The 26,009-nt window shown below is 71.7% G+C and carries 20 protein-coding genes; 6 read left to right on the top strand and 14 right to left on the bottom strand.

The window, feature by feature from the left end; all coding sequences use genetic code 11:
• Positions 1–75: 75 nt before the first annotated feature.
• From ACFF45_RS01805 to uvrC, 10 genes are all read right to left on the bottom strand, one after another.
• Positions 76–411: an RNA polymerase-binding protein RbpA gene (locus ACFF45_RS01805; protein WP_381340915.1), complete on the bottom strand. Its 336-nt coding sequence runs from the start codon at positions 409–411 to the stop codon at positions 76–78.
• Between the two features lie 199 nt (positions 412–610).
• Entirely contained in the window at positions 611–841 is a 231-nt protein-coding gene (secG, locus tag ACFF45_RS01800) for a preprotein translocase subunit SecG (RefSeq protein ID WP_381340949.1), read from the bottom strand.
• Positions 842–991: 150 nt separating this feature from the next.
• Positions 992–1,768 carry a triose-phosphate isomerase gene (gene tpiA, locus ACFF45_RS01795; protein WP_381340912.1) on the bottom strand — a complete coding sequence of 259 codons (777 nt, stop codon included), beginning with the start codon at positions 1,766–1,768 and terminating at the stop codon, positions 992–994.
• Positions 1,769–1,770: 2 nt separating this feature from the next.
• Positions 1,771–2,982, bottom strand: a complete 1,212-nt coding sequence (locus ACFF45_RS01790; protein WP_381340910.1) for a phosphoglycerate kinase — start codon at positions 2,980–2,982, stop codon at positions 1,771–1,773.
• 127 nt (positions 2,983–3,109) lie between these two features.
• A complete protein-coding gene (gene gap, locus ACFF45_RS01785; protein WP_381340907.1) occupies positions 3,110–4,117 on the bottom strand; it encodes a type I glyceraldehyde-3-phosphate dehydrogenase in 1,008 nt (335 codons plus the stop codon).
• Positions 4,118–4,342: 225 nt separating this feature from the next.
• On the bottom strand, positions 4,343–7,294 hold the full coding sequence (locus ACFF45_RS01780; protein WP_381340905.1) for a M14 family metallopeptidase: 2,952 nt from the start codon (positions 7,292–7,294) through the stop codon (positions 4,343–4,345).
• Between the two features lie 186 nt (positions 7,295–7,480).
• Entirely contained in the window at positions 7,481–8,470 is a 990-nt protein-coding gene (gene whiA, locus ACFF45_RS01775) for a DNA-binding protein WhiA (protein ID WP_381340902.1), read from the bottom strand.
• Positions 8,461–9,528: a gluconeogenesis factor YvcK family protein gene (locus ACFF45_RS01770; protein ID WP_381340899.1), complete on the bottom strand. Its 1,068-nt coding sequence runs from the start codon at positions 9,526–9,528 to the stop codon at positions 8,461–8,463. The genes whiA and ACFF45_RS01770 overlap by 10 nt, the downstream gene beginning before the upstream one ends.
• Complete coding sequence (gene rapZ / locus ACFF45_RS01765; RefSeq protein ID WP_381340896.1) at positions 9,525–10,541, bottom strand: RNase adapter RapZ; 1,017 nt, start codon at positions 10,539–10,541, stop codon at positions 9,525–9,527. Before rapZ ends, ACFF45_RS01770 begins: the two co-directional genes overlap by 4 nt.
• A 14-nt stretch (positions 10,542–10,555) precedes the next feature.
• Positions 10,556–12,631: an excinuclease ABC subunit UvrC gene (gene uvrC, locus ACFF45_RS01760; RefSeq protein ID WP_381340894.1), complete on the bottom strand. Its 2,076-nt coding sequence runs from the start codon at positions 12,629–12,631 to the stop codon at positions 10,556–10,558.
• 667 nt (positions 12,632–13,298) lie between these two features.
• Here uvrC and ACFF45_RS01755 point away from each other — a divergent pair.
• The 3 genes from ACFF45_RS01755 to ACFF45_RS01745 all read left to right on the top strand — a co-directional run bounded on the left by ACFF45_RS01755 (position 13,299) and on the right by ACFF45_RS01745 (position 16,416).
• Positions 13,299–14,225 carry a hypothetical protein gene (locus ACFF45_RS01755; RefSeq protein ID WP_381340947.1) on the top strand — a complete coding sequence of 309 codons (927 nt, stop codon included), beginning with the start codon at positions 13,299–13,301 and terminating at the stop codon, positions 14,223–14,225.
• Positions 14,226–14,476: 251 nt separating this feature from the next.
• The gene (locus ACFF45_RS01750) at positions 14,477–15,508 is read left to right on the top strand and encodes a LacI family DNA-binding transcriptional regulator (protein ID WP_381340891.1); all 1,032 of its coding nucleotides are present in this window, start codon (positions 14,477–14,479) and stop codon (positions 15,506–15,508) included.
• On the top strand, positions 15,505–16,416 hold the full coding sequence (locus ACFF45_RS01745) for a carbohydrate kinase family protein (protein ID WP_381340889.1): 912 nt from the start codon (positions 15,505–15,507) through the stop codon (positions 16,414–16,416). Before ACFF45_RS01750 ends, ACFF45_RS01745 begins: the two co-directional genes overlap by 4 nt.
• A 76-nt stretch (positions 16,417–16,492) precedes the next feature.
• Here ACFF45_RS01745 and uvrA read toward each other — a convergent pair whose 3' ends face one another.
• Entirely contained in the window at positions 16,493–19,504 is a 3,012-nt protein-coding gene (gene uvrA, locus ACFF45_RS01740; protein WP_381340887.1) for an excinuclease ABC subunit UvrA, read from the bottom strand.
• A gap of 223 nt (positions 19,505–19,727) precedes the next feature.
• Here uvrA and ACFF45_RS01735 point away from each other — a divergent pair, with 223 nt between their 5' ends.
• Together ACFF45_RS01735 and ACFF45_RS01730 are read left to right on the top strand one after the other, a co-directional pair.
• The gene (locus tag ACFF45_RS01735) at positions 19,728–20,414 is read left to right on the top strand and encodes a maleylpyruvate isomerase family mycothiol-dependent enzyme (protein ID WP_381340884.1); all 687 of its coding nucleotides are present in this window, start codon (positions 19,728–19,730) and stop codon (positions 20,412–20,414) included.
• A gap of 50 nt (positions 20,415–20,464) precedes the next feature.
• Entirely contained in the window at positions 20,465–21,118 is a 654-nt protein-coding gene (locus ACFF45_RS01730) for an MBL fold metallo-hydrolase (RefSeq protein WP_381340881.1), read from the top strand.
• A 238-nt stretch (positions 21,119–21,356) separates the two neighbouring features.
• Here the strand turns inward: ACFF45_RS01730 and aroQ are convergent, their stop codons facing one another.
• Complete coding sequence (gene aroQ / locus ACFF45_RS01725) at positions 21,357–21,830, bottom strand: type II 3-dehydroquinate dehydratase (protein WP_381340879.1); 474 nt, start codon at positions 21,828–21,830, stop codon at positions 21,357–21,359.
• Positions 21,831–22,035: 205 nt separating this feature from the next.
• Between aroQ and ACFF45_RS01720 the strand changes: the two genes are divergently transcribed.
• The gene (locus ACFF45_RS01720) at positions 22,036–23,313 is read left to right on the top strand and encodes an MFS transporter (protein ID WP_381340876.1); all 1,278 of its coding nucleotides are present in this window, start codon (positions 22,036–22,038) and stop codon (positions 23,311–23,313) included.
• A 101-nt stretch (positions 23,314–23,414) separates the two neighbouring features.
• On the opposite strand, the gene ACFF45_RS01715 is transcribed toward ACFF45_RS01720, so the two are convergent.
• Complete coding sequence (locus tag ACFF45_RS01715; RefSeq protein ID WP_381340873.1) at positions 23,415–24,515, bottom strand: calcium:cation antiporter; 1,101 nt, start codon at positions 24,513–24,515, stop codon at positions 23,415–23,417.
• Positions 24,516–24,714: 199 nt separating this feature from the next.
• Positions 24,715–25,716 carry a TerC/Alx family metal homeostasis membrane protein gene (locus ACFF45_RS01710; protein WP_381340870.1) on the bottom strand — a complete coding sequence of 334 codons (1,002 nt, stop codon included), beginning with the start codon at positions 25,714–25,716 and terminating at the stop codon, positions 24,715–24,717.
• Positions 25,717–26,009 lie beyond the last annotated feature (293 nt).

Here is a 26,009-nt window from a genome sequence, read left to right as displayed (position 1 = left end):
CAGGCCGGCGGTATCAGCGTCGCGCCCCGAGCGGCTCCGGCCGGGCACCGCTCGGTGCCCGGCCGGGTGCAACTCCTAGATCTCGCCCCGCAGTTTGGCGAGCGCCTCGGCGAGGATCGCCTCGCCGTCCGCGTCGCTGCGCCGCTCCCGCACGTACGCCAGATGCGTCTTGTAGGGCTCGGTGCGCGGCGGGGCCGGCGGGTTGTCCGGGTCCTGTCCGGCCGGGAAGCCGCAGCGCGGGCAGTCCCAGGTGTCGGGAACCTGCGCGTCGCTGGCGAAGCTCGGCTGGGTCTCGTGCCCGTTGGAGCACCAGAAGGAGATGCGCAGCCGCGGCGCGGACTCGCCGCGCTCGGCCTCGCCCATCGGCCCCGCCCCGACCCGGCTTCCTCGGATCGCGTTGCCACTTGCCACGGTCGTAACTCCCTGCGTGATGGTGCCGCGAAGCGAGTCGGCGTACCGCTTCGCTGCAAGCGCCTCAGTCTACGTAAGGCCCAACGCGCGTCCAGTGATTGGAGTTACAGCCCGCACACAGAGACGCAAGCCCCATGATAGGCCGCGCTCAGCCGCGCGCACCGGACATGGGGCGTTACGTGCGAAACGCGTGGGCAGCTCAGTCGCTGATCTTCATGAGGATGCCCAGCACGACGATGCACGCGAACCACAGCAGACCGACCACGACGGTGATCCGGTCCAGGTTGCGCTCGGCGACGGAGGAGCCGCCGACGGACGACTGCATGCCGCCACCGAACATGTCGGAGAGGCCGCCGCCCTTTCCCTTGTGCATCAGCACCAGCAGCATCAGCAGCAGGCTGAAGACGATCAGGGCGATCGAGAACCCCAAAACCACGGCTGGACCAACTTCCTCGGAAACGGATGAACGACGGGGGCACAGCACTCAGGCTGTGCCCCCGCAAGAGTACGACGGATCGCTGCTACCGCATACTCACCGGCCGACTCGCCGGCCGAAGCCCCGACCGGCTCACCGGTCGGCTCACTGGTCGCGGAATCGCACGATCTTGACGAACTCGTCCGCGTCCAGCGAGGCGCCGCCGACCAGCGCGCCGTCGATGTCGGCCTGCGCCATGATCTCGGCGACGTTGCCGGACTTCACGGAGCCGCCGTACTGGATGCGGACCTTGTCGGCCACCTCCTGGGAGTACAGCTCGGCGATCTTGCCGCGGACGGCGGCGCAGACCTCCTGGGCGTCCTCGGCGCCGCAGACCTTGCCGGTGCCGATGGCCCACACCGGCTCGTAGGCGATCACGACGGTCTCGGCCTGCTCGGCCGGGACGTCCCGCAGGCCGCCCTCGACCTGGGCGAGGGTGTGGGTGACGTGGTTGCCCGCCTCGCGGACCGCCAGCTCCTCACCGACGCACAGGATCGGGGTCAGGTCGTGCTTGAACGCGGCCTTGACCTTGGTGTTCACCTGCTCGTCGGTCTCGCCGTGGTACTGCCGGCGCTCGCTGTGGCCGACGGCCACGTAGGTGCACTTGAGCTTGGCCAGCATGGCGCCGGAGATCTCACCGGTGTACGCGCCGGAGTCGTGCGCCGAGAGGTCCTGGGCGCCGTACTTGATCTTCAGCTTGTCGCCGTCGACCAGGGTCTGCACGGAGCGCAGGTCGGTGAAGGGCGGCAGGACGGCGACCTCGACGGCCTCGTAGTCCTTGTCGGCCAGGGCGAAGGCGAGCTTCTGGACGTGGGCGATGGCCTCGAGGTGGTTGAGGTTCATCTTCCAGTTGCCCGCCATCAGCGGCGTGCGCGTACTCAACGTCAGTCCTCCAGTGCGGCGAGGCCGGGGAGCGTCTTGCCCTCGAGGTATTCGAGGGAGGCGCCGCCACCGGTCGAGATGTGGCCGAATGCGGTCTCGTCGAAGCCCAGGGTGCGCACGGCGGCGGCGGAGTCGCCGCCGCCGACCACGGTGAAGCCCGGGGCGTCGACGAGGGCCTGGGCGACCGCCTTGGTGCCCTCGGCGTAGTCGGGGTGCTCGAAGACTCCCATGGGGCCGTTCCAGAAGACGGTGGCGGCGTCGGCGAGTTTCGAGGCGTACAGCTTGCGGGTCTCGGGACCGATGTCCAGACCCTCCTGGTCGGCGGGGATGGTGTCCGCGGCGACGGTCGTGGGGTTGGCCGGCGCCTTGGTCTTCAGGTCCGGGAACTCGGTGGCGACCAGGACGTCGACCGGCAGCACCAGCTCGACGCCGTTCTTCTCGGCGCGCTCCAGGTACTCGGTGACGGCCGGGATCTGGTCCTCCTGGAGCAGGGAGATGCCGACCTCGTAGCCCTTGGCCTTCAGGAAGGTGTAGGCCATGCCGCCACCGATGAGCAGGCGGTCGGCCTTGCCGAGCAGCTGGTCGATCACGGCGAGCTTGTCGGAGACCTTGGCGCCGCCGAGCGCGACGACGTACGGGCGCTGCACGTCCTCGCTGAGCTTCTTCAGCACGCCGACCTCGGTGGCGATGAGGTGGCCGGCGTAGTGCGGCAGCCGGGCCGGGAGGTCGTAGACGGAGGCGTGCTTGCGGTGCACGGCGCCGAAGCCGTCGCCGACGTAGACGTCGGCGAGGGCGGCGAGCCGGTCGGCGAAGGCGGCGCGCTCGGCGTCGTCCTTGCTGGTCTCACCGGCGTTGAAGCGCAGGTTCTCGATGACCGCGACCCGGCCGTCGGCGAGGCCGCCGACGGTGGCCTGCGCGGAGTCGCCGACCGTGTCGGTGGCGAACGCGACCTCGGCACCGAGGAGTTCGCCGAGCCGGGCGGCGGCCGGGGCGAGCGAGAACGCGGGGTCCGGGGCGCCCTTGGGGCGGCCCAGGTGCGAGGCGACGACCACCCGGGCGCCCGCCTCGGCCAGCGCCTTGACGGTGGGCACCACGGCGCGGATACGGCCGTCGTCGGTGATGGTGGTGCCGTCCAGCGGCACGTTGAGGTCGGCGCGGACAAAGACCCGCTTGCCGGCCACGCCGGCCGAGAGAAGCTCGGCGATCGTCTTCATGAAGGGGCTCCTGGGAAGGGCTCTCGATACGAGAGGGCTGGTCGATCTGTACGTGAGTCAGGGCTCGGGCAGCGCGGCGTGCGCTGCCCGAGCCCTGCCCTCACACCGAGGTGCCTGCGGACGTTGCTCAGAGCTGGTTGCCGACGAAGACCGTGAGGTCGACGAGGCGGTTCGAGTAGCCCCACTCGTTGTCGTACCAGCCGATGACCTTCACGTTCTTGCCCTCCTGGACCATGGTCAGGGAGGAGTCGAAGGTGCAGGACGCCGGGGCGTTGACGATGTCGGAGGAGACGATCGGGTCCTCCGTGTAGTCGAGCAGACCCTTCAGCTCGCCCTCGGCGGCCTTCTGGAAGGCGGCGTTGACCTCTTCCTTGGTGACCTCGCGGCCGAGCTCGACGACCAGGTCGGTGACCGAGCCGGTCGGCACCGGGACGCGCATGGCCATGCCGTCCAGCTTGCCCTTGAGCTGCGGCAGGACCAGGGCGGTGGCCTTGGCGGCACCGGTGGTGGTCGGGATGATGTTCTCGGCGGCGGCACGGGCGCGGCGCAGGTCCTTGTGCGGGAAGTCCAGGATGCGCTGGTCGTTCGTGTACGCGTGCACCGTCGTCATCAGACCCTTGACGATGCCGAAGTTCTCGTCGAGGACCTTGGCCATCGGCGCCACGCAGTTGGTGGTGCAGGAGGCGTTGGAGATGACGTGGTGGTTCGCCGGCTCGTACTTGTCCTGGTTGACGCCCATCACGATGGTGATGTCCTCGTCCTTGGCCGGAGCCGAGATGAGGACCTTCTTGGCGCCGCCGGCGAGGTGCTTGGCGGCGTCTTCCTTCTTGGTGAAGATGCCGGTGGACTCGATGACGATGTCGACGCCCAGCTCGCCCCACGGGATGTCGGCGGGGTTGCGCTCGGAGAGCACCTTGATGGTGTGGCCGTCCACGGTGATCGTGTCGGCGGTGTGCGTGACCTCCTGCTTGAGGCGGCCCAGAATGGTGTCGTACTTCAGCAGGTGAGCGGTGGTCGCGGTGTCACCCAGGTCATTGACAGCCACGATCTCGATGTCTGCACCCTGCTCCAGCAGCGCGCGGAAGTAATTACGACCGATGCGGCCGAAGCCGTTGATGCCTACGCGGATCGTCACGAACCGATCTCCTCGTTGGTACGCCGGCCGTTGATGCCGGCGAGCTCTATTGGGATGTCCCCGACCGCCTACGACCCTACCTCCCCGGGGCTCTCCAAGTGACATCGAGACGCCTCGTACACGGCAGGGCGGTCCGTACCAGCCAGTAGAGGTACGGACCGCCCGGGCCGTGCCCTCCGGTCACTCGAAAGAGCTACGGACCGGGGACGTCCGTGGACGTGGTGTTCACCCGTCGAGGGCGGTGAGCGCCGCGCCGATCAGGTCCCTGCGGTCGGCCGCCGCGGGGACGTGCTCCAGCCCGAAGCCGAGCAGCACCGTGTCGTCCGTGGCGACCGCCGCGTACGTCCGGAACAACTCGCCGGACAGTGCCCAGTCCTCGACCACCGCGGGGCTGCCCGCGGGCGGGCCGGGGGTGGTCCAGGCGCCGAGCGAGGTCTCGAAGCCGTCGACCGGGCCCGCCGTGCCGCCGACGACGACGGTGGCGTTGTCGGCGAGGACACCGTGGCCGCCGGAGCCGGGGTCGGTGAGGTAGCCGAGCGCGACCTCGACCGTCTTCCCGGCGTACGCGGAGAGGTCGAACTCGACCTGCTGCCAGCCGTCCGAGGCGCCGGTGAAGCTGTTCCAGGCGCCGCTGGTCCCGGTGGGCGCGCAGCCGCCGTCGCCGAGGGTCAGGTACCGCTTCAGCGCCGGGTGCGCCTGGAGGAAGTAGCCCGCCTCGCACTCGGCGGGTACGGCGGTGCCGGTGGCGCCGCCCTTCTCCGGGAGCGTGGTCCAGTCGTCGGCCCCCGCCGTGTGCGCCTCCAGCACGGCGTGGTCGTAGCCCGCCTCGGTGTCCCACAGCAGCCGGGTGCGCAGGGTCGGCGCGTCGGCGGCGCTCACCGAGGTGAGGTCGATGGTCCGGGTCAGGCGGGCCCAGGCGTAGTCGGAGTGCGTGACGGCCGCCATGGCCGCCCCCTCGTACGGGCCGTACGGGTTGGCCGTCCCCGGGTAGCGGCCCGCGCCCGTGCTCGCGAACTGCGGGAACGTCTCCACGGGCAGGGTGTCGGAGGTGACGCCGAAGGATCCGGCGGTGTTCAGCGGGTTGCCGGGCGCGTCACCGAGCGGGGCCGCGGTGCCGGCCAGGGCACCGGTGCCGGTGAAGCCGGTGGCGCCGGGCAGGGAGGTGCGGGTGTGGGCGCCCAGGTAGTACTGGCTGAAGTCGTTCGACAGGGTGCCCCCGCCGAGGTCGACCGAGCCGCCGGCCGTCTCGCCCGCCTGGACCAGCCGGCCGCCCTCGTTGAGGTAGGCGCGCAGGGCGAGCTGGGTGGCGACGCCGGGACGGACGGCGCCGGTGTGGTGGACGACCGTGCCGAAGTGCCCCAGCACGCCGAGCGCGTGCGGCACGCCCTGGGTGGCGACGTCCCAGACCGCCGCCCGCTCGCCGTTGGCCCTCAGGGCGTCCACGTAGGTCTGTGCCTGGGTGGTGGACGCGCCCTCCTCGGCGACGACGAGCACGTCGGCGCGCGGCCGTTCGGCGACCGTGTAGGTGAAGTGCTCGCTCTCGGTCCGCCGGCCCGACCTCGTCTCGCCGGTGAACCAGACCTCGACCCGGTCCCCGGGGGCGCCGTCGGCGACCTTCGCCCGGTACTCGTCGAAGTAGAGGTTGTCCTCACCGCCGTAGGTCTCGCCGCCCGCCCAGGGCCGCAGCCGCACGTCGTGCGTCCGGCCGCCGTTGACGCGGTACCTGAGCTCCTTGTCGCGCACGGACCTGCGGACGACGACGGAGACCTCCTGGTCGGCGCCGCGCGCGTACGAGGCCGTGAACGGCGCCGGGGTGAAGTCGGGGGCGTCGACGCCGACCGAGGACCTGGGCCGGTCGGGCCGGGCGGCGGACTCCGCGACGGACAGCGCGAACGGCACGTTCTTCGTGAACTCCCGCTGGATCAGCTTCTCGTCGTCCGGGAAAGTGAAGATCGACTCGCAGTCGGCCGGGTTCCAGGCGTCGTCCGGGTCGGCGTGGGAGGCGGACTGGCAGGTGGACATCTCCGGGGTGAACATCGCCGTGCCGTGGACGTTCGCCGCGTGGCCGTCCGCCTCGCCGTTGGTGGTGTAGAGCTCCGAGGACAGCTGCGGGAGGTAGCCGGGGATCGCGGGGTTCTCCGGCGTGCCGGCGAGGGACTCGTACAGGACGTCGTCCGGGGTCGGGGTGGCGACCTGCCAGCCGACGCCGTACAGCAGCAGTTCGGCGGCGGAGTGGTAGTTGATGCCGTACTCGAAGCCGATGCGCCGTTCGAAGGCGTCCAGGGCCTGGGTCTCGGGCTCGGAGTTCGGGCCGGGGCCGCGATAGGTCTGGCTGGTGGGGTAGGGGGACGAACCCTCGTCGTCGTAGCCCCACTTGTAGGCGAAGTTGCGGTTGAGGTCGACGCCGTCGCCGATGGTGTGGGCGCCGTCGCCGTTGTTGTCGCGCATGTTCTTGCGCCACTGGCGGTCGCCGTCGGGGTGGTGCGTCCAGTCGTAGCCGTCGGGGTTGGCCGACAGGACGAACCACAGCTCGGTGGTGTCGACGATCTTCTTGACGCGCCGGTCGGTGGCGTAGTGGTCCAGGTAGTGGTGCATCAGCCGCCGGGTCATCTCCGGGGTGATCCACTCGCGCGCGTGCTGGTTGGACAGGTAGAGGACGGAGGGCTTGGCGCCGTCCTCGGTCCTCCGGGCGTCCTTGGTGAGCTTCAGGGCGAGGATGTCCTGGCCCTGGAGGGTCCTGCCGATGGAGACGACCTTGGTCAGGGAGGGGTGCTCCTGCCCGGTCCGCAGGATCTCCTCCTTGAGGTTGCCCTGACCGCTGTACGGCCGGAAGACGCCGTCGCCCGCGGCCGCCACGCGCGCGCGTGCCGTCGCCGAGAGCGTGTGCTCCCGGAGGTCGACGCCCTGCTTCTCCAGCTTCTCGGCCTGCTTGCCGGTGAGGTAGACCTCGACGGTGGCGGTGCCCCGGTCGGGGATCTGCTCACCGAGTTCGTGGCTGTCCTGTCCGGTGGCGAGCAGCAGCGGTACCTGCTGCCGGGTGACGTCGGCCCGGAAGACCTTGACCTCGTCCGCGTCGGGTCCGGGCGCCCGCTCGTCGGCCTGGGCCAAGGGTGCCAGGGTGAGGCCGCCCAGCAGGAGCGCGCCGGCGGCGAGGATCGATCTCGCTCTTGGTCTCATGAGCCCCCCTTGCGGTGGTTCGCCACAGCGGCGAATGGATGCCAGGCTCATGACAGGCCATGGTCAAGTCAAGAGCGTGTCAAGGGACTTGGGTGCCGGCGTCACGGGGGCGCGGGGCGACGTGCGCGTGACGCCGGTGCCGGTCCTCGGTGAACGGGTGTCGGCACCGGTCCGGCCGGCCGGGCGTCAGCCGGCGAGGTTGTCCGCCAGTTCCTCGCCGAGGTTCGCCTCGGTGCCCGGGATGCCCAGGTCCGACGCGCGCTTGTCGGCCATCGCCAGCAGCCGGCGGATGCGTCCCGCGACGGCGTCCTTCGTCAGCGGCGGGTCGGCCAGCGCGCCGAGCTCCTCCAGCGAGGCCTGCTTGTGCTCCATCCGCAGCCGGCCGGCCGCGGCGAGGTGCTCGGGGACGTCGTCACCGAGGATCTCCAGCGCACGGGCGACCCGGGCCCCCGCGGCGACCGCGGCGCGCGCGGACCGGCGCAGGTTGGCGTCGTCGAAGTTGGCGAGCCGGTTGGCGGTGGCCCGCACCTCGCGGCGCATCCGGCGCTCCTCCCAGGCCAGCACGGACTCGTGGGCGCCGAGCCGGGTGAGCAGCGCGCCGATCGCGTCGCCGTCGCGGACGACGACCCGGTCCACGCCCCGCACCTCGCGGGCCTTGGCGGCGATCGACAGCCGGCGGGCGGCGCCGACCAGCGCGAGCGCGGCCTCGGGACCCGGGCAGGTCACCTCCAGGGAGGAACTGCGGCCGGGTTCGGTGAGCGAACCGTGCGCCAGGAAGGCACCGCGCCAGGCGGCCTCCGCGTCGCAGGTGGCCCCCGAGACCACCTGCGGGGGCAGGCCCCGGATCGGGCGGCCCCGGCCGTCGACCAGGCCGGTCTGCCGGGCCAGCTGATCGCCCCCGGCGACGACCCGGACGACGTAGCGCGAACCGCGCCGCAGGCCGCCCGGTGCCATCACGATCAGTTCGGAGCCGTGTCCGAAGATCTCCAGGATGTCCCGCTTCAGCCGCCGCGCCGCCATCGCGGTGTCCAGCTCCGCCTCGATCACGATGCGCCCGCTGACCAGGTGGAGGCCGCCGGCGAACCGCAGGATGGCGGAGACCTCCGCCTTCCTGCAGCAGGTCCGGGTGACGGGGAGCCGGGAGATCTCGTCCTTCACCGCTGCCGTCATCGCCATGGGCCGATCCTTCCATGCATCCGAAAAATACGGTCGTACGCGGCGGCCAGCAGCTCCGGGTCGTGCCGCGGAGTTCCGTCCGTCCGGGCCACCGGCGCCAGCTCGACCGCGGCCCCGAAACGCTCGGCGGCGTCGGACAGTGAGTCGCGGTCGGGCACGGCGGCCTCGTCGGCCAGCACCACGTCCAGGGCGAGTTTAGGGGCGTGTCGTCCCAAAACCTCCAAATGACGCTGCGGGGAGAAGCCCTCGGTTTCTCCGGGCTGCGGGGCGAGGTTCAGCGAGAGTACCCGGCGCGCCTTGGTGGCGGTGAGGGCGTCCAGCAGCTCCGGCACCAGCAGGTGCGGGATGACCGAGGAGAACCAGGAACCCGGGCCGAGCACCACCCAGTCCGCGTCCAGGACCGCCTCGACGGCCTCGGGGACGGCGGGCGGGTCGTGCGGCACCAGGTGCACGGACTGCACGTCGCCGGGGGTGAGGGCGACGGTCGCCTGCCCGCGGACGGTGTCGATGTCGTCGGGACGCTCCCGGTCGTGGCCCCTGACCAGCGCCTGGAGCTCCAGCGGCACGGCGGACATGGGCAGCACGCGCCCGTGCGCGCCGAGCAGCTTGCCGACCAGGTCCAGGGCCAGGACGTGGTCGCCCAGCTGCTCCCACAGGGCGACGATCAGCAGGTTGCCGACCGCGTGGCCGTGCATCTCGCCGCCGGACTTGAAGCGGTGCTGGATGACCCGGGCCCAGGTCTGGCCCCAGTCGTCGTCGCCGCACAGCGCGGCCAGCGCCTTGCGCAGGTCGCCGGGCGGCAGCACGCCCAGCTCGTCGCGGAGCCGGCCGCTGGAGCCGCCGTCGTCGGCCACGGTGACGACGGCGGTGAGGTCACCGGTGATCCGGCGCAGCGCGGCGAGCGAGGCGGACAGCCCCATGCCACCGCCGAGGGCGACCACCTTGGGCTGGGTGCCCCGGCGGCGCGGCCGGCCGCCCCGGGGCTCGGCGAGCCGGCCGCCACGCCCCTCGGGGGTGACCTTGCGCAGCCGGCTCAGCCGCAACGTACGTCCCGTCATTCGCGTCCCATGTCCCGGTGCACGACCACCGTCTCCACGCCCTCGGCCGCCAGGCGTGCGGCGAGCTTCTCCGACATCGCGACCGAGCGGTGCTTGCCGCCGGTGCAGCCGACCGCGATGGTCACATAGCGCTTGCCCTCGCGCCGGTAGCCGGCCGCGATGAGCTGGAGCAGCTCGGCGTACCGGTCGAGGAACTCCTTCGCTCCGGGCTGGTTGAGGACGTAGCCCGACACCTCCTCGTTCAGGCCGGTGAACGGGCGCAGCTCCGGGACCCAGTGCGGGTTGGGCAGGAAGCGGCAGTCCACCACGAGGTCGGCGTCGACCGGCAGGCCGTACTTGTAGCCGAAGGACATGACGGTGGCCCGCAGCTCCGGCTCCTCCTCCCCCGCGAACCGGGCGTCCATCTTGGCCCGCAGCTCGTGCACGTTGAGGCTGGAGGTGTCGATCACCAGGTCGGCGTCGCCGCGCAGCTCGCGCAGCAGCTGCCGCTCGGCGGCGATGCCGTCGACGATCCGGCCGTCGCCCTGGAGGGGGTGCGGGCGGCGCACCGACTCGAAGCGGCGCACCAGGGCCTCGTCGGAGGATTCCAGGAAGAGGGTCCGCCGGGTCACCCCCCGCGCGTCCAGGTCGGCGAGCGACTCGCGCAGGTTGTCGAAGAAGCGCCGGCCGCGGACGTCGACGACGACCGCGATCCGCGCCACGTTGCCCTGCGAGCGGGCACCGAGCTCCACCATGGTGGGGATCAGCGCGGGCGGGAGGTTGTCGACCACGAACCAGCCGAGGTCCTCCAGACACTTCGCGGCCGTCGAGCGTCCGGCTCCGGACATGCCCGAGATGATCACCAGTTCGGGGATGGCCGCTTCGGGGACCCCGCCTGCTTCGATGCCCGTACTCACCTGTGCTCCGTCGTCCTGAGGCGCGTGCTGCCGGGTGCGATCCTCGTCGGTCACCTGGTGGGCTTCCTCGGGTTCCTGATCTCGCCGGACTGTGAACTGCTGCTCGTGCTCGGTCATCTCTCCTGCCCCCGTCACTCGTCCGGGGCGCCCGTGGGCACGGGCTCCCCTGGGGTACCGGTGGTCGTCCCGGATTCCCCGTCTTCCACGTCATCCATGATCTCTCCCGTCGCCGTGTTCACGGCGGGTGCGGCCGGGGCCGTCCGGGCGAGCGCCACGGCGATCGTCTCGGCCGTCTTGCGGCCTATGCCCGGGACCTCGCAGATCTGGTCGATGGTCGCGGACCGCAGCTTCTTCACCGACCCGAAGTGCTTGATCAGTGCCTGTTTGCGGGTCTCGCCGAGCCCGGCGACGTCGTCCAGGGGGCTGGAGCGGATCCGCTGCGAGCGCTTGGCGCGCTGGTAGGCGATGGCGAACCGGTGCGCCTCGTCGCGGACGCGTTGCAGCAGGTAGAGGCCCTCGCTGGTGCGGGGCAGGACGATCGGGTCGTCCTCGCCGGGCAGCCAGACCTCCTCCAGGCGCTTGGCGAGACCGCACACGGCGATGTCGTCGATGCCGAGCTCGTCCAGGGCCCGGCGGGCGGCGGCGACCTGCGGCTGCCCGCCGTCGACCACGACCAGCTGCGGCGGGTAGGCGAAGCGCCTGGGTCGACCGTCGTCCTCGGTGAGGGAGCCGGTGAGGTTGCTCGCGTCCCCGTCGGTGCCGCCGTCGGACAGCTCCGGCGCGCCGTCGGCCCACTCCCCCGTCTTCTCCTTCTCGGCGAGATAGCGCCGGAACCGGCGGGTGATCACCTCGTGCATGGAGCGGACGTCGTCCTGCCCCCGGAAGCCCCTGATCTGGAAGCGGCGGTACTCGCCCTTGCGCTGCAACCCGTCCTCGAAGACGACCATGGACGCCACCACGTCGTCGCCCTGGAAGTGCGAGATGTCGTAGCACTCGATCCGCAGCGGGGCGCTGTCCAGGTCCAGGGCCTCGGCGATCTCCTCCAGCGCGCGCGAGCGCGTGGTCAGGTCGGAGGCGCGCTTGGTCTTGTGCAGCGCGAGCGCCTGGAGGGCGTTGCGCTGCACCGTCTCCATCAGGGCCCTCTTGTCGCCGCGCTGCGGGACGCGCAGCGAGACGTTCGACCCCCGGCGCACCGCCAGCCACTCCTGCACCGGCTCCACGGGGTCGGGCAGCGCCGGGACCAGGACCTCCTTGGGGACCGCGTCGCCGCTCTCCTCCCCGTACAGCTGCTGGAGGGCGTGCTCCACCAGGGCTCCGGTGGTGATCTCCTCGACCTTGTCGGTGACCCAGCCGCGCTGGCCGCGGACGCGGCCGCCACGGACGTGGAAGATCTGCACGGCCGCTTCCAGCTCGTCCTCGGCCACCGCGACGAGGTCCGCGTCGGTCGCGTCCGCGAGCACGACCGCGTTCTTCTCCATGGCCTTCCTCAGGGCGCCGATGTCGTCGCGCAGCCGGGCCGCCCGCTCGTACTCCAGCTCCTCGGCCGCCTGTGCCATCCGCTGCTCCAGGCGGCGCAGGTAGGTGCCCGTGCGGCCCGTCATGAAGTCGCAGAACTCCTCCGCCAGGTCCCGGTGGTCCTCCTCGGAGATCCGGCCCACGCAGGGCGCGGCGCACTTGCCGATGTAGCCGAGCAGACAGGGGCGGCCGGTGCGGCGGGCGTTCTTGAACACCCCGGCCGAGCAGGTGCGCACGGGGAAGACGCGCAGCAGCAGGTCGACGGTGTCGCGGATGGCCCACGCGTGCGCGTACGGCCCGAAGTAGCGCACGCCCTTCTTCTTGTGACCGCGCATCACCTGCACGCGGGGGTACTGCTCGCTCATCGTCACCGCGAGGTAGGGGTAGCTCTTGTCGTCGCGGTACTTGACGTTGAACCGGGGGTCGTACTCCTTGATCCAGGAGTATTCCAGCTGGAGCGCCTCGACCTCCGTGGACACCACCGTCCACTCCACGGACGCGGCCGTGGTGACCATGCTGCGGGTGCGCGGGTGCAGGCCGGCCAGCTCCTGGAAGTAGTTGGCCAGCCGCTGGCGCAGGCTCTTCGCCTTTCCGACGTAGATCACCCGACGGTGCTCGTCGCGGAACCGGTACACCCCGGGGCAGTCCGGGATGTCTCCCGGCCTGGGGCGGTAGCTGGAGGGATCGGCCATGTCTCACACCCTACTGGCGAGCGGTGACACTCCGGCGGGCCTGTGGACAACGCCCACCGCACCGCCGGGCGGGCCTGTGGACGGTCACCCGCGGCGCACCGGTCGAACCTCGGCCACGAGCGCGCCACGGTTGGCGTCAGGTGTTGTCGAGGCATGGTCAACACGCTTCAATGCGGGAGAACTCGGGGCCGTGCACGGCGGTGTACGGGTGCGCAGACGGCCCGACGCCGCCCGGGTGACCCGGACGAGCCGCGCGAACGGACCGACCAGCCGTTGCGATCCAGCACAGAAAGGCTCCCGCATGCCGCACGCCACACCGCACGCGGACGTCGTCCCGGCGGAACCGCACACGGAACTGGACGCCCGCCTGGACTCCGGACTCGACAGCGCACTGGACCGGGCACTGGACGGTGAGCTGGACTCGGGGCCCGGCACCGGGGCGGGTGCCGGGCTGGGTTCTGGGGCGGGCGCCGGGCCGGACACGGGCCCGCGTCCCGGGCCGGGCGCCGGACCGGACATCGATGCGCGGTCCGGACCGGGCACCGGACCGGAGACCGATCCGCGGTCCGGACGGGGCATCGATGCGCGATCAGGACCGCCCCCCGGGTCGAGCGCCGAGCCGGGCACCGATGCGCCATCAGGACCGGACACCGATGCGGGCGCCGAGCTGGGCGCCGGGCTCGACACGGCACTGCGCGGCGGCCCCTTCCACGTCGCGCTGCGCGCCGCGATAGCCGCGCGCGGACTGCCGTTGCAGCGGGTGCAGCACCATCTGACGCGGCACGGCGTGAAAGTGGGCGTCACGAGTCTGAGTTACTGGCAGCAGGGCGCCCGCCGCCCCCAGCGCCCCGAGTCGCTGCGCGCCGTCCGCGCCCTGGAGGAGATCCTCCGGCTCCCGCAGGAGTCCCTGATCCGGCTGCTCGCCGAGCCGGCCGACGACCGCGCGTCCGCGCGCCGCCCCCAGGGCCGCTCCTACCGGTCCCTGGTCGAGGCCTCGGGCGTCCTGCACCGGCTGCTCGCCGAGCTCGACGCCCCGCTCGACGGCGGCCTGCACATGCTGGGGCACCACGAGCGGGTGCGGATCGGTGCGGGCCGCGAGCTGCTGGCGTGCGAGTCCCATCACATCGTGCGGGCCCGGCGCGACGGCGTCGACCGCTTCGTGGCCGTCCACCACGGCGACCCCGGGTGCGCCCCGGACCGCGTGGCCGTGCACGCCCTGGAGAACTGCCGCACCGGGCGCGTCCGCCGCCACCACGAGACGGGGGTCCTGGTCGCGGAGCTGCTCTTCGGCACCCGGTTGCGGGCCGGCGACACGTTCCTCTTCCGCTACGGCGTCCAGGACGGCACCGCGGGCGAGTCGCGCGAGTACGTCCGGGGCTTCGGGCCGGCCGGCGGCCAGTACGCGCTGCAGGTGCGGTTCGACGAGACCGCCCTGCCGGCGCGCTGCCACCGGTTCGCCCAGCCCTCCACGGCGGCCCCGCGCACCGGCCACCGGGACCTGCCGCTGACCAGGACGCATCACTCGGTGCACGTGGTGGAGCCCCGGGTGCGGACGGGGATCGTGGGGATCGGATGGGAATGGGGTGGCGGGTGAGCGGGGCCGGCCCTCCGCGAGGCCCGGCCTCGGTGGGTGCGCAGGGCGCATGCGCGGGCCCGGCCACTCGAACACTTGAGCGCGCCGGGGGCGCGTGAACGCTCGTACGCATCAGGAGACGTGACCACTCGTGCGCGCCGAGGTACGTGGACCTCGTGCACCGAGGGGCACGTAAGCGCTTGCGTAAACGTTTACGTCCCGCTTCGAATGAGGTACGGTCCCCGCCAGACGTGTAGTGGAGAGGGGATCCCGTGGCGACGATGGCGGACGTGGCGCGGCGCGCCGGGGTGTCCGTGGCGACCGTCTCCCACGTGCTGAACGGCACCCGCCCGGTGCTCCCCCACACCCGCCAGGCCGTCCTCGACGCCATCGACGAGCTCGGCTACACCCCGAACACCCTGGCCCGCTCCCTGGTGACCTCCCGTACCCGTTCCCTGGGCCTGGCGGTGTCGGCGATCAGCAACCCGTACTTCACGGAGATCCTCCAGGGAGTCGAGGCGACCGCGCTGGAGCAGGGCTACAGCCTGCTCATCGCCGACCCGCACGACGACCCGCGGCACGAGCGCAAGGTCGTCCAGCTGCTGCACGAGCGGCGCGTGGACGGGCTGATCGTCGCCCCGTCGCCGCACCCCCGCGAGCTGGTCTCCTACCTGCACCGCCACAAGGTGCCGGCCGTGCTCCTGGACCGCGTGGTCGACGGTCCGGCGAACGGCGTGCCCCGTTTCGACCAGGTCTGCGCGGAGAGCGCGGAGATGGTGGCGAGACTGGTGACCCACCTCGCCGAACTGGGCCACCGCCGTATCGGGCTGGTCGCGGGACGCCGCGGGCTGAGCACGACCGCCGAGCGGATCACCGGGTACCGGCACGGCCTGGCCGCCGCCGGGCTCCCCCACGACGAGCGGCTGGTCGTGCACGGCGACTCGGCGGCGGCCGGCGGCGCGCAGGCCACGGCCGCCCTGCTCTCCCTCGCGGCCCCGCCCACGGCCCTGGTCACCGCCAACAACGCCATGACCATCGGCGCCCTGCGCGCGCTGCGTGAACGGGACCTGTCCGTGCCGGGCGACATCGCGCTGTGCTGCTTCGACGACTTCGCCTGGGCGGACCTGTTCACCCCCCGGCTCACCGCGGTCGCCCAGCCCAGCAAGGACCTCGGCGCCCAGGCCGTACGGGTCCTGCTGGAACGCCTCGCCGCACCGGACCGGCCCGCCCGGACCGTGCGGCTCCCCTGCACCTTCGTCCACCGCACGTCCTGCGGCTGCCCCGAGAAAGGACCCGACTCGTGATCGTCGTCGCCGGTGAGGCCCTGATCGACCTGGTACCGCAGGGCCCGGGCGCCCTGGCCGGACTCCGGCCCGCCCTCGGGGGCGGCCCGTACAACACGGCCGTGGCCCTGGGCCGGCTCGGCTCCCCCACGGCCTTCTGGTCCCGCGCCTCCCGCGACGCCTTCGGCGAGGCGCTGCTCGACGGGCTGCGAACCGCCGGCGTCGACGTCTCGGCCGTGCAGCGCGGCCCGGAGCCGACCACCCTCGCGGTCGCGACGATCGACGGGAACGGCTCGGCCGCGTACTCCTTCTACGTCGACGGCACCGCCGACCGGCTCTTCGCGGCACCCGACCGGCTCCCCGCCGCCGCTCGCGCGGTGTCCTTCGGCACCTGTTCCCTGGTCCTGGAGCCGGGGGCGAGCGCCTACGAGCAGCTGATGCGCACCGCGGCCGCCCAGGGCGTGTTCACCGCGCTGGACCCCAACGTCCGGGCCGGGCTGATCCCCGACGCGGACGCCTACCGGTCCCGGTTCCTCGGCTGGCTCCCCTCGGTGACGCTGCTCAAGCTGTCCGAGGAGGACGCGCGGTGGCTGGGCGGCACGCCCCGGGCCTGGCTGGCGGCCGGGCCCTCGGCGGTGGTGATCACCCGGGGCGGCGACGGGCTGACCGTCTTCACCCGGGACGGCGAGGAGCACTCCGTACCGGGCGAGCGGGTGGAGGTGGCGGACACCATCGGCGCCGGCGACACGGTGAACGCGGCCCTGCTGCACGGCCTGTCCGCCTTCGACGCCCTGTCCCGCGAGGCGCTGTCCGGCCTCGACGCCGACGCCTGGCGGCGGCTGCTGCGGTTCGCGGCCCGCGCGGCGGCGGTCACCTGCTCACGGGCGGGGGCGGAACCCCCGTACGCGTCGGAACTGGGTGAGCTGTAGGAGCGGACCGGCGGCCGACAGGGGCGGTGCCCGGCGGGCGTTCCCGCCGGGCACCGCCCCTGTCGGCGTGCTGTGCTCAGGCCTTGCGGGCCCGCGTCGGCTTCTTCGTGACAGCGGCCTTCTTGGTCACCACCGCCGCGTTCTTCGCCGACGTGCTGTTGACCGTCTTCGCCGTCGTCCTGGCCGCCGCGGTCTTCCTGGCCGCGGCCTTGCGCGGCGCCGGCATCGCGGCGGCGTCGCTGATCCGGTCGGCGCCGAGGATCTCCCGCAGGAACTTGCCGGTGTGGCTGCTCGGCACCCCGGCGACCTCCTCGGGCGTGCCCTCGGCGACGACGAGGCCGCCTCCGGCGCCGCCCTCGGGACCCATGTCGACCAGCCAGTCGGCGGTCTTGATCACGTCGAGGTTGTGCTCGATGACGATGACCGTGTTGCCCTTGTCGACCAGGCCGGACAGGACCTTCAGGAGCTTGCTGATGTCCTCGAAGTGCAGACCGGTGGTCGGCTCGTCCAGGACGTAGACCGTCCGTCCGGTGGAGCGCTTCTGCAGCTCGCTGGCGAGCTTGACGCGCTGGGCCTCACCACCGGACAGGGTGGTCGCCGACTGGCCGAGGCGGACGTAGCCGAGACCCACGTCATGCAGCGTCCCGAGGTGACGGGCGATCGCGGGGACGGCCTCGAAGAAGTCGAGCGCCTCCTCGATCGGCATGTTCAGGACCTCGGCGATGGACTTGCCCTTGTAGTGGACCTCGAGGGTCTCCCGGTTGTAGCGGGCACCGTGGCAGACCTCGCACGGGACGTACACGTCCGGGAGGAAGTTCATCTCGATCTTGATCGTGCCGTCGCCCGCGCAGTTCTCGCAGCGGCCGCCCTTGACGTTGAAGGAGAAACGCCCGGGCAGGTAGCCGCGGACCTTCGCCTCGGTGGTCTCGGCGAACAGCTTGCGGATGTGGTCGAAGACACCGGTGTACGTCGCCGGGTTCGACCGCGGGGTGCGGCCGATGGGCGACTGGTCGACGTGGACGACCTTGTCGACGAGGTCGTCGCCGTCCACGCGCGTGTGCCGCCCCGGAACGTTCCGCGCGCCGTTCAGCTCACGGGCCAGGTGCGTGTACAGGATGTCGTTGACCAGCGTCGACTTGCCCGAGCCGGACACGCCCGTGACCGCCGTGAACACGCCCAGCGGGAAGGACACGTCGATGTCCTGGAGGTTGTTCTCCCGGGCGCCGTGCACGGTCAGCTGCCGGGACGGGTCACGGGGCCGCCGGACGTCCGGCAGGGGGATCGACTTCTTCCCGGCAAGGTACTGCCCGGTCTGCGACTCCTCGTTGGCGAGCAGTTCCTTCAGGGAGCCGCTGTGCACGACCTTGCCGCCGTGCTCACCCGCGCCGGGACCGATGTCGACGACCCAGTCGGCGACCTTGATGGTGTCCTCGTCGTGCTCGACGACGATGAGCGTGTTGCCCATGTCGCGGAGCCGGACCAGGGTCTCGATCAGCCGGTGGTTGTCCCGCTGGTGCAGGCCGATGGACGGCTCGTCCAGCACGTACAGGACGCCGACCAGGCCGGAGCCGATCTGGGTGGCCAGGCGGATGCGCTGGGCCTCGCCGCCGGACAGGGTGCCGGCCGCGCGGTTCAGCGAGAGGTAGTCCAGGCCGACGTCGACCAGGAACCGCAGCCGCTCGTTGACCTCCTTCAGCACCCGCTCGGCGATCTTCTTGTCGCGCGCGCTGAGCTTCAGCTCGCCCAGGAACTCCGCGCAGTCGCTGATCGACATCGCGGAGACCTCGGCGATCGACTTCTCCATGATCGTGACCGCGAGGACGATCGGCTTCAGGCGCGTGCCCTCACAGGTGGGGCAGGGCACCTCGCGCATGTAGCCCTCGAAGCGCTCGCGGCTGGCGTCGCTCTCGGCCTCGCTGTGCCGGCGCTTGACGAACGGCACGGCGCCCTCGAAGGGCGTGGTGTACACGCGCTCGCGGCCGTACCGGTTGCGGTAGCGGACCTCGATCTGCGTCTTGTGCCCGTGCAGCAGGGCCTTCTTGGCGCGCTGCGGCAGTCCCGCGAAGGGGATGTCGGTCCGGAAGCCCAGCGCGTCCGCGAGGGCGCCGATCAGGCGGCTGAAGTAGTCCTTGGTGTGCCCGTGCGACCAGGGGTGGATCGCGCCGTCGTCGAGACTCCTGTCCTGGTCCGGGACGATCAGCTCCGGGTCGACCTCCATGCGGGTGCCGATGCCGGTGCACTCGGGGCAGGCGCCGAAGGGCGAGTTGAAGGAGAAGGAGCGTGGCTCCAGCTCCTCGAAGGACAGGTCGTCGTACGGGCAGTACAGGTGCTCCGAGTACATGCGCTCGCGCTCGGGGTCGTCCTCGGGGAGGTCGACGAAATCGAGCACGACCATGCCGCCGGACAGGCCGAGGGCGGTCTCCACGGAGTCGGTGAGGCGGCGCTTGGCCGAGCCCTTCACCGTGAGGCGGTCGACGACCACCTCGATGGTGTGCTTCTCCTGCTTCTTCAGGGTGGGCGGGTGGGAGAGCTGGACGGTCTCGCCGTCCACCCGCGCGCGGCTGTACCCCTTGGTCTGCAGATCGGCGAAGAGGTCGACGAACTCCCCCTTGCGCTCCCGCACCAGGGGGGACAGCACCTGGAAGCGGCTACCCTCGGGGAGCTCCAGGACCCTGTCGACGATGGCCTGCGGCGACTGCCGCGAGATCGGCCGGCCGCACTCGGGACAGTGCGGCTTGCCGATGCGCGCGAAGAGCAGCCGCAGGTAGTCGTAGACCTCGGTGATGGTGCCGACCGTCGAGCGCGGGTTGCGCGAGGTCGACTTCTGGTCGATGGAGACCGCCGGGGACAGGCCCTCGATGAAGTCGACGTCCGGCTTGTCCATCTGCCCCAGGAACTGACGGGCGTACGAGGAGAGCGACTCCACGTAGCGCCGCTGTCCCTCGGCGAAGATGGTGTCGAAGGCCAGGGAGGACTTGCCCGACCCGGAGAGGCCCGTGAAGACGATGAGCGAGTCACGCGGCAGGTCGAGCGAGACGTTCTTGAGGTTGTGCTCGCGCGCGCCACGGACGATGAGACGGTCGGCCACGCCGGTCCGCACCTTTCTTGAGAGAAGTGACAGGGGCGGGGCCCCCGTGCGTTCTCAGACTAGGGGGAGCCACTGACAACGCCGGTCGGATTCCCGGATGCATAACAATCCCCGGCTCTCCAGCATGCCCGACGCCAGCGTCGACCTTATAGCACGTGCATTCGATTACAGGCCAAGGTGCGCCGGCTTCACCCGAACGAGTGGCGGAGCTAGGGTCGGCACCATGACCGATCACGCGCGTGACCTGGCGTCTGTACGGGACGCGACCGAACGGCTGCTCGCCGCAGCGGCCGAGCTGGACAACGCCGACGTGACCGAACCGTCACGGCTGCCCGGCTGGACCCGCGGTCATGTCCTGGCCCATCTCGCCCGCAACGCGGACGCCCTGGTGAACGTCCTGCAGGGCCGCCCCATGTACGTCTCGGCCGACGCCCGCGACGCCGACATCGAGCGGGACGCTCCGCGCCCCCTCGACGCCCAGCTCGCGGACGTCCGGGAGAGCGCCGCCCGATTCCAGGAGGTGGCGGCCGCGCCCGCCGACTGGTCGCGCACGGTGGAACTGCGCAACGGCGTGACCGACGCCGCGTGCCGGGTGCCGTTCCGGCGCTGGGCCGAGGTGGAGCTGCACCACGTGGACCTCGGTGTCGGCCACGAGCTGGAGGACCTGCCGGCGGAGTTCACGGAGCGGGAGACCGAGTTCCTCGCCGACCGGTTCACCGGCCACCCCGACGTCCCGCACACCCGCCTCACGGACGGCACGCGCGCGTGGCGCACCGGCCGGACGGCGGGCGAGCCCGAGATCACCGTCACCGGCTCCCCGGCCGGCCTGCTGGGCTGGCTCTCCGGGCGCCGGGACGGCTCCGGGCTGACCGCCGAGGGCGGGCCGCTGCCCTCCCTGCCCCCGCTGTAGCGGCGCCGACGCCCTGCCCGCCCTGCCCCGGCCGCCCTAGACTGGCCGTCATGACGTACAGCGGACAGGTGACGGTCGGCGGCCCGGCGGACGTGCACGAGCTCAAGGACCTGATGATCACCAAGATCGCGGTGGGCCCGATGGACAACAACGCCTATCTGCTGCGCTGCCGGGCCACCGACGAGCAGTTGCTGATCGACGCGGCCAACGACGCGGAGACGCTGCTCGGCATGATCGGGGACGACGGCATCGCGTCCGTCGTCACCACCCACCAGCACGGCGACCACTGGCAGGCGCTCGCCGCGGTGGTCGAGGCCACCGGCGCGCGTACCTACGCGGGCCGCGACGACGCCCCCGGCATCCCCGTGCCGACCGACGTGCCGGTCGACGACGGGGACACCATCCGGGTGGGGCACGTGGAACTCACCGCGCGCCGTCTGGTCGGGCACACGCCGGGCTCGATCGCCCTGGTCTACGACGACCCGCACGGGCACCCGCACGTGTTCACGGGCGACTGCCTCTTCCCGGGCGGCGTGGGCAACACCCGCAAGGATCCGGAGGCGTTCGCCAGCCTGATCCACGACGTCGAGACGAAGATCTTCGTGCTCCCGGACGAGACGTGGGTCTACCCGGGGCACGGCAACGACACCTCGCTCGGCGCGGAGCGGCCGCATCTGCCGGAGTGGCACGCGCGCGGGTGGTGAGTTCCGGGCGGTGCGTCGGGGGTGCGGGGGCTCACGGGGGCGCGTATCGCGAGACGCGCCCCCGTGTGAATCCTCCGCGCGTGCCGGTGCCCCGCGCGCACTCCCCGCGTGCGTGGGGGCGCAGTTCACCGGAGTCAGCCCCGCGCGGAACGACGGCACCAGCGCGGTAACGGGCCGCCGCTCCCCCGATCCCCGCCCCTCGGCCGGCGGCCCGGGCACCGGGCCGGTCCGGGCGGCCTCAGGCGTCGGCCTGCGCCGCCCCGGCCAGCGCCGCGACACGTTCCACCGCGAACACGTACCCCTGCACGCCGCACCCCGCGACGACCCCGTCCGCGCGCAGCGAGACGTACGAGTGGTGCCGGAACGATTCGCGCCGGTGGATGTTGGAGATGTGGACCTCCAGCACCGGCATGCCGTCACAGGTGTTGAGCGCGTCGAGGATCGCGACGGACGTGTGCGAGTAGGCACCGGGGTTGATGACGATGCCGCAGTGGTCGAGCCGCGCCTCGTGGATCCAGTCGACCAACTCGCCCTCGTGGTTGGACTGCCGGAAGTCGACCGTGCCGCCGTGCGCGGCCGCCGCCTTGGCGCACAGGGCCTCCACGTCGGCGAGGGTGTCGGAGCCGTAGATCTCCGGCTGGCGTTGCCCGAGAAGGTTCAGGTTGGGCCCGTTGAGGATCATGATCGGGGCGTTGGCCAGGGTGCGAGGCACGGTTCCTCCGGTCCGGTCGAGGTCGGGCGGTCCGCGAGGACCGCTGCTCGGACCCGGTCTATCACGGCGCCCCCGCGTCGTCCCGCCCGGCGCATCACCGCCACCTGCCGAGGCACTGGCTCACCTCCGCGCGCCCCCGTAACCGGCGGTCACCGTGGGTAGTTGACGCGGCATGCACGACGTACGCACCGTAAGGGCGCCTTCCATGCTGCGGCTCGCGGCCGCCTCACTCGCCGGAACCGCCATCGAGTTCTACGACTTCTTCGTCTACGGGACCGCGGCGGCGCTGGTCCTGGGGCCGCTGTTCTTCCCCACCTTCTCGCCGCTGGCGGGCACACTGGCCGCCTTCGCCACGTTCGGCGTGGGCTTCGTGGCACGGCCGCTGGGCTCCGTGCTGTTCGGGCACATCGGGGACCGGCACGGGCGGCGGCCGGTCCTCGTCGGCTCGCTGCTCCTCACCGGTGCGTCGACCGTCGCCGTCGGCTGCGTCCCCACGTTCGACTCGATCGGGGTCGCCGCCCCCGTACTGTTGCTCGTCCTGCGGTTCCTGCAAGGGCTCGGGCTCGGCGGTGAGTGGGGCGGGGCCGTGCTGCTCACCGCGGAGCACGCCCCGGCCGACCGGCGTGGCCTGTGGTCCAGCTTCCCCCAAGTGGGCCCCTCGGTGGGCTTCGTCCTCGCCAACGGGGCGGTGCTGACGCTGTCGGCGACGCTGACCGAAGCCCAGTTCGCCGCGTGGGGCTGGCGGGTGCCCTTCTGGGCGGCCGGGGTACTGGCCCTGGTGGGACTGTGGCTGCGGTCCTCGCTCACCGAGAGCCCCAGCTTCCTCGGCATCGACGACCACGCGCGCGTGCCGCTCGCCGAGGTCGTGCGCGACCACTGGCGGCTGGTCCTGCTGACCGCCGGAGCGCTCTCCGTCGGGTACGCGATCTTCTACGCCGTGACCACCTGGTCGCTCGCCTACGCCACCGAACGGCTCGGTGTGAGCCGCACCGTCATGCTGACCTGCGTCATGGCCGCGGTGGTGACGAAGGGCGCGCTGACACCGGTGGCCGCGGTGCTCGGCGACCGCTACGGGCGGCGGCCCCTGTGCCTGGCCGGGTGCGCGGCGGCCGCCCTGTCGATGTTCCCGATGGTCGCGCTGCTCGCGACCGGCGCTCCGCTGCTGATCTTCCTCGGCTTCCTGATGGCGCTGGTCTCGTTCGTGACGATGTTCGGGGTGATCGCCGCGTACCTGCCGGAGCTGTACGAGCCCCGGGTCCGCTGCACGGGTGCGGCGGTCGGCTACAACCTCGGCGGCGTCCTGGGAGGCGCGCTCACCCCGATCGTGGCGACGGCCCTGGCCGAACAGGGCGGCCGGGTGCCGTGGGGTGTGGGCGCCTATCTGACCGGCATGGCCCTGCTCAGCCTGGGCTGCTTCGCGCTGCTTCCGGAGACGCGGCCGGTGCGGGTGCCGGTGGCGGCGGCCGAGGCCGCCGCCGGCTGAGCCGCCCGCGCTGCCCGGCCGGCCGGCCCGCCGCCCGCCCTCGGGCTCGCCCTGGTCCGGTACGGCCGGCCACGGTCCGTCCCCGGCCCGCTCCCGTTCCCCTACGGATTGATCGCCAGCTCCAGGTACGCCGCCAGCAGCACCAGGTGGACGCCGCCCTGCAACGGTGTGGCCCGGCCCGGCACCACCGTCAGGGAGGCGACCACGACGGTCAGCGCCAGCAGCACCATGTGGGTGGAGCCGAGGCCGAGGATGAGGGGCCCGGGCAGCCAGACGGACGCCAGGGCGACCGCGGGGATGGTGAGGCCGATGCTGGCCATGGCGGATCCGAGCGCCAGGTTGAGGCTGGTCTGCACCCGGTCGCGACGGGCGGAGCGGAGCGCGGCGATGGTTTCGGGCAGGAGCACCAGCAGGGCGATGATCACACCGACCACGGCGTGGTCCAGGCCGGCGGCCGCCACACCCGACTCGATCGTCGGCGACACCCCCTTCGCCAGGCCGACCACCCCGACCAGCGCGAGCAGCAGCAGACCCAGGCTGGACCAGGCGGCGCGGGCGGACGGGACCGTGGCGTGGTCGTCCGCGGCGATCACCTCGCCCTGCCGGGTGATGGGCAGGAAGTAGTCCCGGTGTCTGACGGTCTGGGTCGCCACGAACAGGCCGTAGAGGGCCAGCGAGGACAGCGCGGCGAAGGTGAGCTGAAACCCCGAGAACTGCGGGCCGGGCTTGCTGGTGGTGAAGGTCGGCAGCACCAGACTGAGCGTGGCCAGCGTGGCGACCGTCGCCAGGGCGGCGCCGGTGCCCTCGGGGTTGAAGACGGCCGTGCGGTGGCGCAGGGACGCCACCAGGAGGCTCAGGCCGACGATGCCGTTGCAGGTGATCATCACGGCGGCGAAGACCGTGTCCCTGGCCAGGGAGGCACTCTTGGCGCCGCCGTCCGCCATGAGGCTGACGATCAGGGCGACCTCGATGACGGTGACCGCGACGGCGAGGATGAGGGAGCCGAAGGGTTCACCGACCCGGTGCGCGACCACCTCGGCGTGGTGCACGGCGGCGAGGACGGCGCTCGCCAGGACGACCGTCATCAGCGCGACGACCGCGGCCGGCACAGGACGGCCCCAGGTGAAGACCAGCAGGACCACCGCGAGCACCGGCACCGCGGCCGTCCACCCACGCGTGAGCGACGTGAGCCGAGCGATCATGCGGCGATCCTCGCAGACCGGTTCCGGCCTCGCACTCCGGCCGGCGGGCGGTCAGTGGGGTCCTGAGACGCCTGTGCGTCACCGTCACGGCGTCACCGTCATGGCGTCCTCGTCGCAGTCGGACTCGAAGCACGGAAGCGGTGCTCGGCAAGGCACCGAGCACCGCTTCCGGTGATGGTCGTCGCGACGTGCGCGTCGCTCAGACGTCGACGCTGTCCTTCGGCGCGTCTTCGCCGCGCTCCCGGGCCGCCTCGGCCGCCGCCTGCTTGCGGGAGGCCATCAGGCTGGTGATCGTGGTGACGACCAGGACCGTGCAGATCACGCCGAGCGAGACCGGGATGCTGATCTCCGGGACGTGGACCCCCGACTCGTGCAGGGCGTGCAGCACCAGCTTGACGCCGATGAAGCCGAGGATGACCGACAGGCCGTACGACAGGTGGACCAGCTTCTTCAGCAGGCCGCCGATGAGGAAGTACAGCTGCCTGAGGCCCATCAGCGCGAAGGCGTTGGCGGTGAAGACGATGTACGGGTCCTGCGTGAGACCGAAGATCGCCGGGATGGAGTCCAGCGCGAACAGGACGTCCGTGGTGCCGATCGCCAGCATCACGACCAGCATCGGGGTCATGACCCGCTTGCCGTTCTGCTCGATCCACAGCTTGGTGCCGTGGTAGCGGTCGGCCACGCCGAAGCGGCGCTCGGCGGCCTTGAGGAGCTTGTTCTCCTCGTACTCCTCGTCCTCCTCGTCGGCCCGGGCCTCCTGGATCAGCTTCCAGGCGGTCCAGATCAGGAAGGCGCCGAAGAGGTAGAACACCCACGAGAAGCTGGCGATGATCGCGGCGCCCGCGGCAATGAAGATCGCCCGCAGCACCAGGGCTATGAGGACTCCGACGAGGAGCACTCGCTGCTGGTACTGCGAGGGCACGGCGAACTTCGCCATGATCAGGACGAAGACGAAGAGGTTGTCGACGCTCAGCGACTTCTCGGTGATGAAGCCGGCGAAGAACTCGCCGGCGGGCTGGCCGCCGCCGAAGACGAGCAGGCCGAGGCCGAAGAGACCGGCCAGGACGATCCAAACGACGGTCCAGATCCCGGCTTCCTTGATCGATACGTCGTGGGGCTTGCGACCGATGAAGAAGTCGACCGCGATGAGCGCGGCAAGTCCCACGATGGTCAGGACCCACAGGGTCACGGATACATCCACTGCGCCTCCGGCAGTACGTAACGGCGAACAGTCAGTCAGCGTCCATCGCTGCCGGAGGTCTCTTCCACCCACGAGCGGGCCGACGCCCCGGGATCTGGCTCGATCCGTATTGACGGGTACGTCGCAAAAGTCAGGGAGTACTCCCCTCCGTACGGAAAACAGTACCCCAATCACCAAGGAAAGGTAAAGCGCTTGGTAAAGAAAATACCAAGTGCCCTGGTGGGCGGGCTTTACCGATGCTTGGCCTACGGGCGTCGGGCCTGGCCGGTTCCAGGCCTCACCGGCGTCGGGAC

The organism is Streptomyces cinereospinus (genome assembly GCF_042430725.1).
Lineage (GTDB): Bacteria > Actinomycetota > Actinomycetes > Streptomycetales > Streptomycetaceae > Streptomyces > Streptomyces cinereospinus.
Note: the sequence above shows the minus strand (reverse complement) of the source record. Positions and strands in the feature narration are given on the sequence as shown.

Bases quoted from the DNA above. Each gene is read 5' to 3' on its own strand.
- ACFF45_RS01790 (WP_381340910.1), bottom strand. From the start codon at position 2,982: ATGAAGACGATCGCCGAGCTTCTCTCGGCCGGCGTGGCCGGCAAGCGG.
- ACFF45_RS01780 (WP_381340905.1), bottom strand. From the start codon at position 7,294: ATGAGACCAAGAGCGAGATCGATCCTCGCCGCCGGCGCGCTCCTGCTG.
- whiA (WP_381340902.1), bottom strand. From the start codon at position 8,470: ATGGCGATGACGGCAGCGGTGAAGGACGAGATCTCCCGGCTCCCCGTC.
- ACFF45_RS01770 (WP_381340899.1), bottom strand. From the start codon at position 9,528: ATGACGGGACGTACGTTGCGGCTGAGCCGGCTGCGCAAGGTCACCCCC.
- rapZ (WP_381340896.1), bottom strand. From the start codon at position 10,541: ATGACCGAGCACGAGCAGCAGTTCACAGTCCGGCGAGATCAGGAACCC.
- uvrC (WP_381340894.1), bottom strand. From the start codon at position 12,631: ATGGCCGATCCCTCCAGCTACCGCCCCAGGCCGGGAGACATCCCGGAC.
- ACFF45_RS01735 (WP_381340884.1), top strand. From the start codon at position 19,728: ATGACCGATCACGCGCGTGACCTGGCGTCTGTACGGGACGCGACCGAA.
- ACFF45_RS01730 (WP_381340881.1), top strand. From the start codon at position 20,465: ATGACGTACAGCGGACAGGTGACGGTCGGCGGCCCGGCGGACGTGCAC.
- ACFF45_RS01720 (WP_381340876.1), top strand. From the start codon at position 22,036: ATGCTGCGGCTCGCGGCCGCCTCACTCGCCGGAACCGCCATCGAGTTC.
- ACFF45_RS01715 (WP_381340873.1), bottom strand. From the start codon at position 24,515: ATGATCGCTCGGCTCACGTCGCTCACGCGTGGGTGGACGGCCGCGGTG.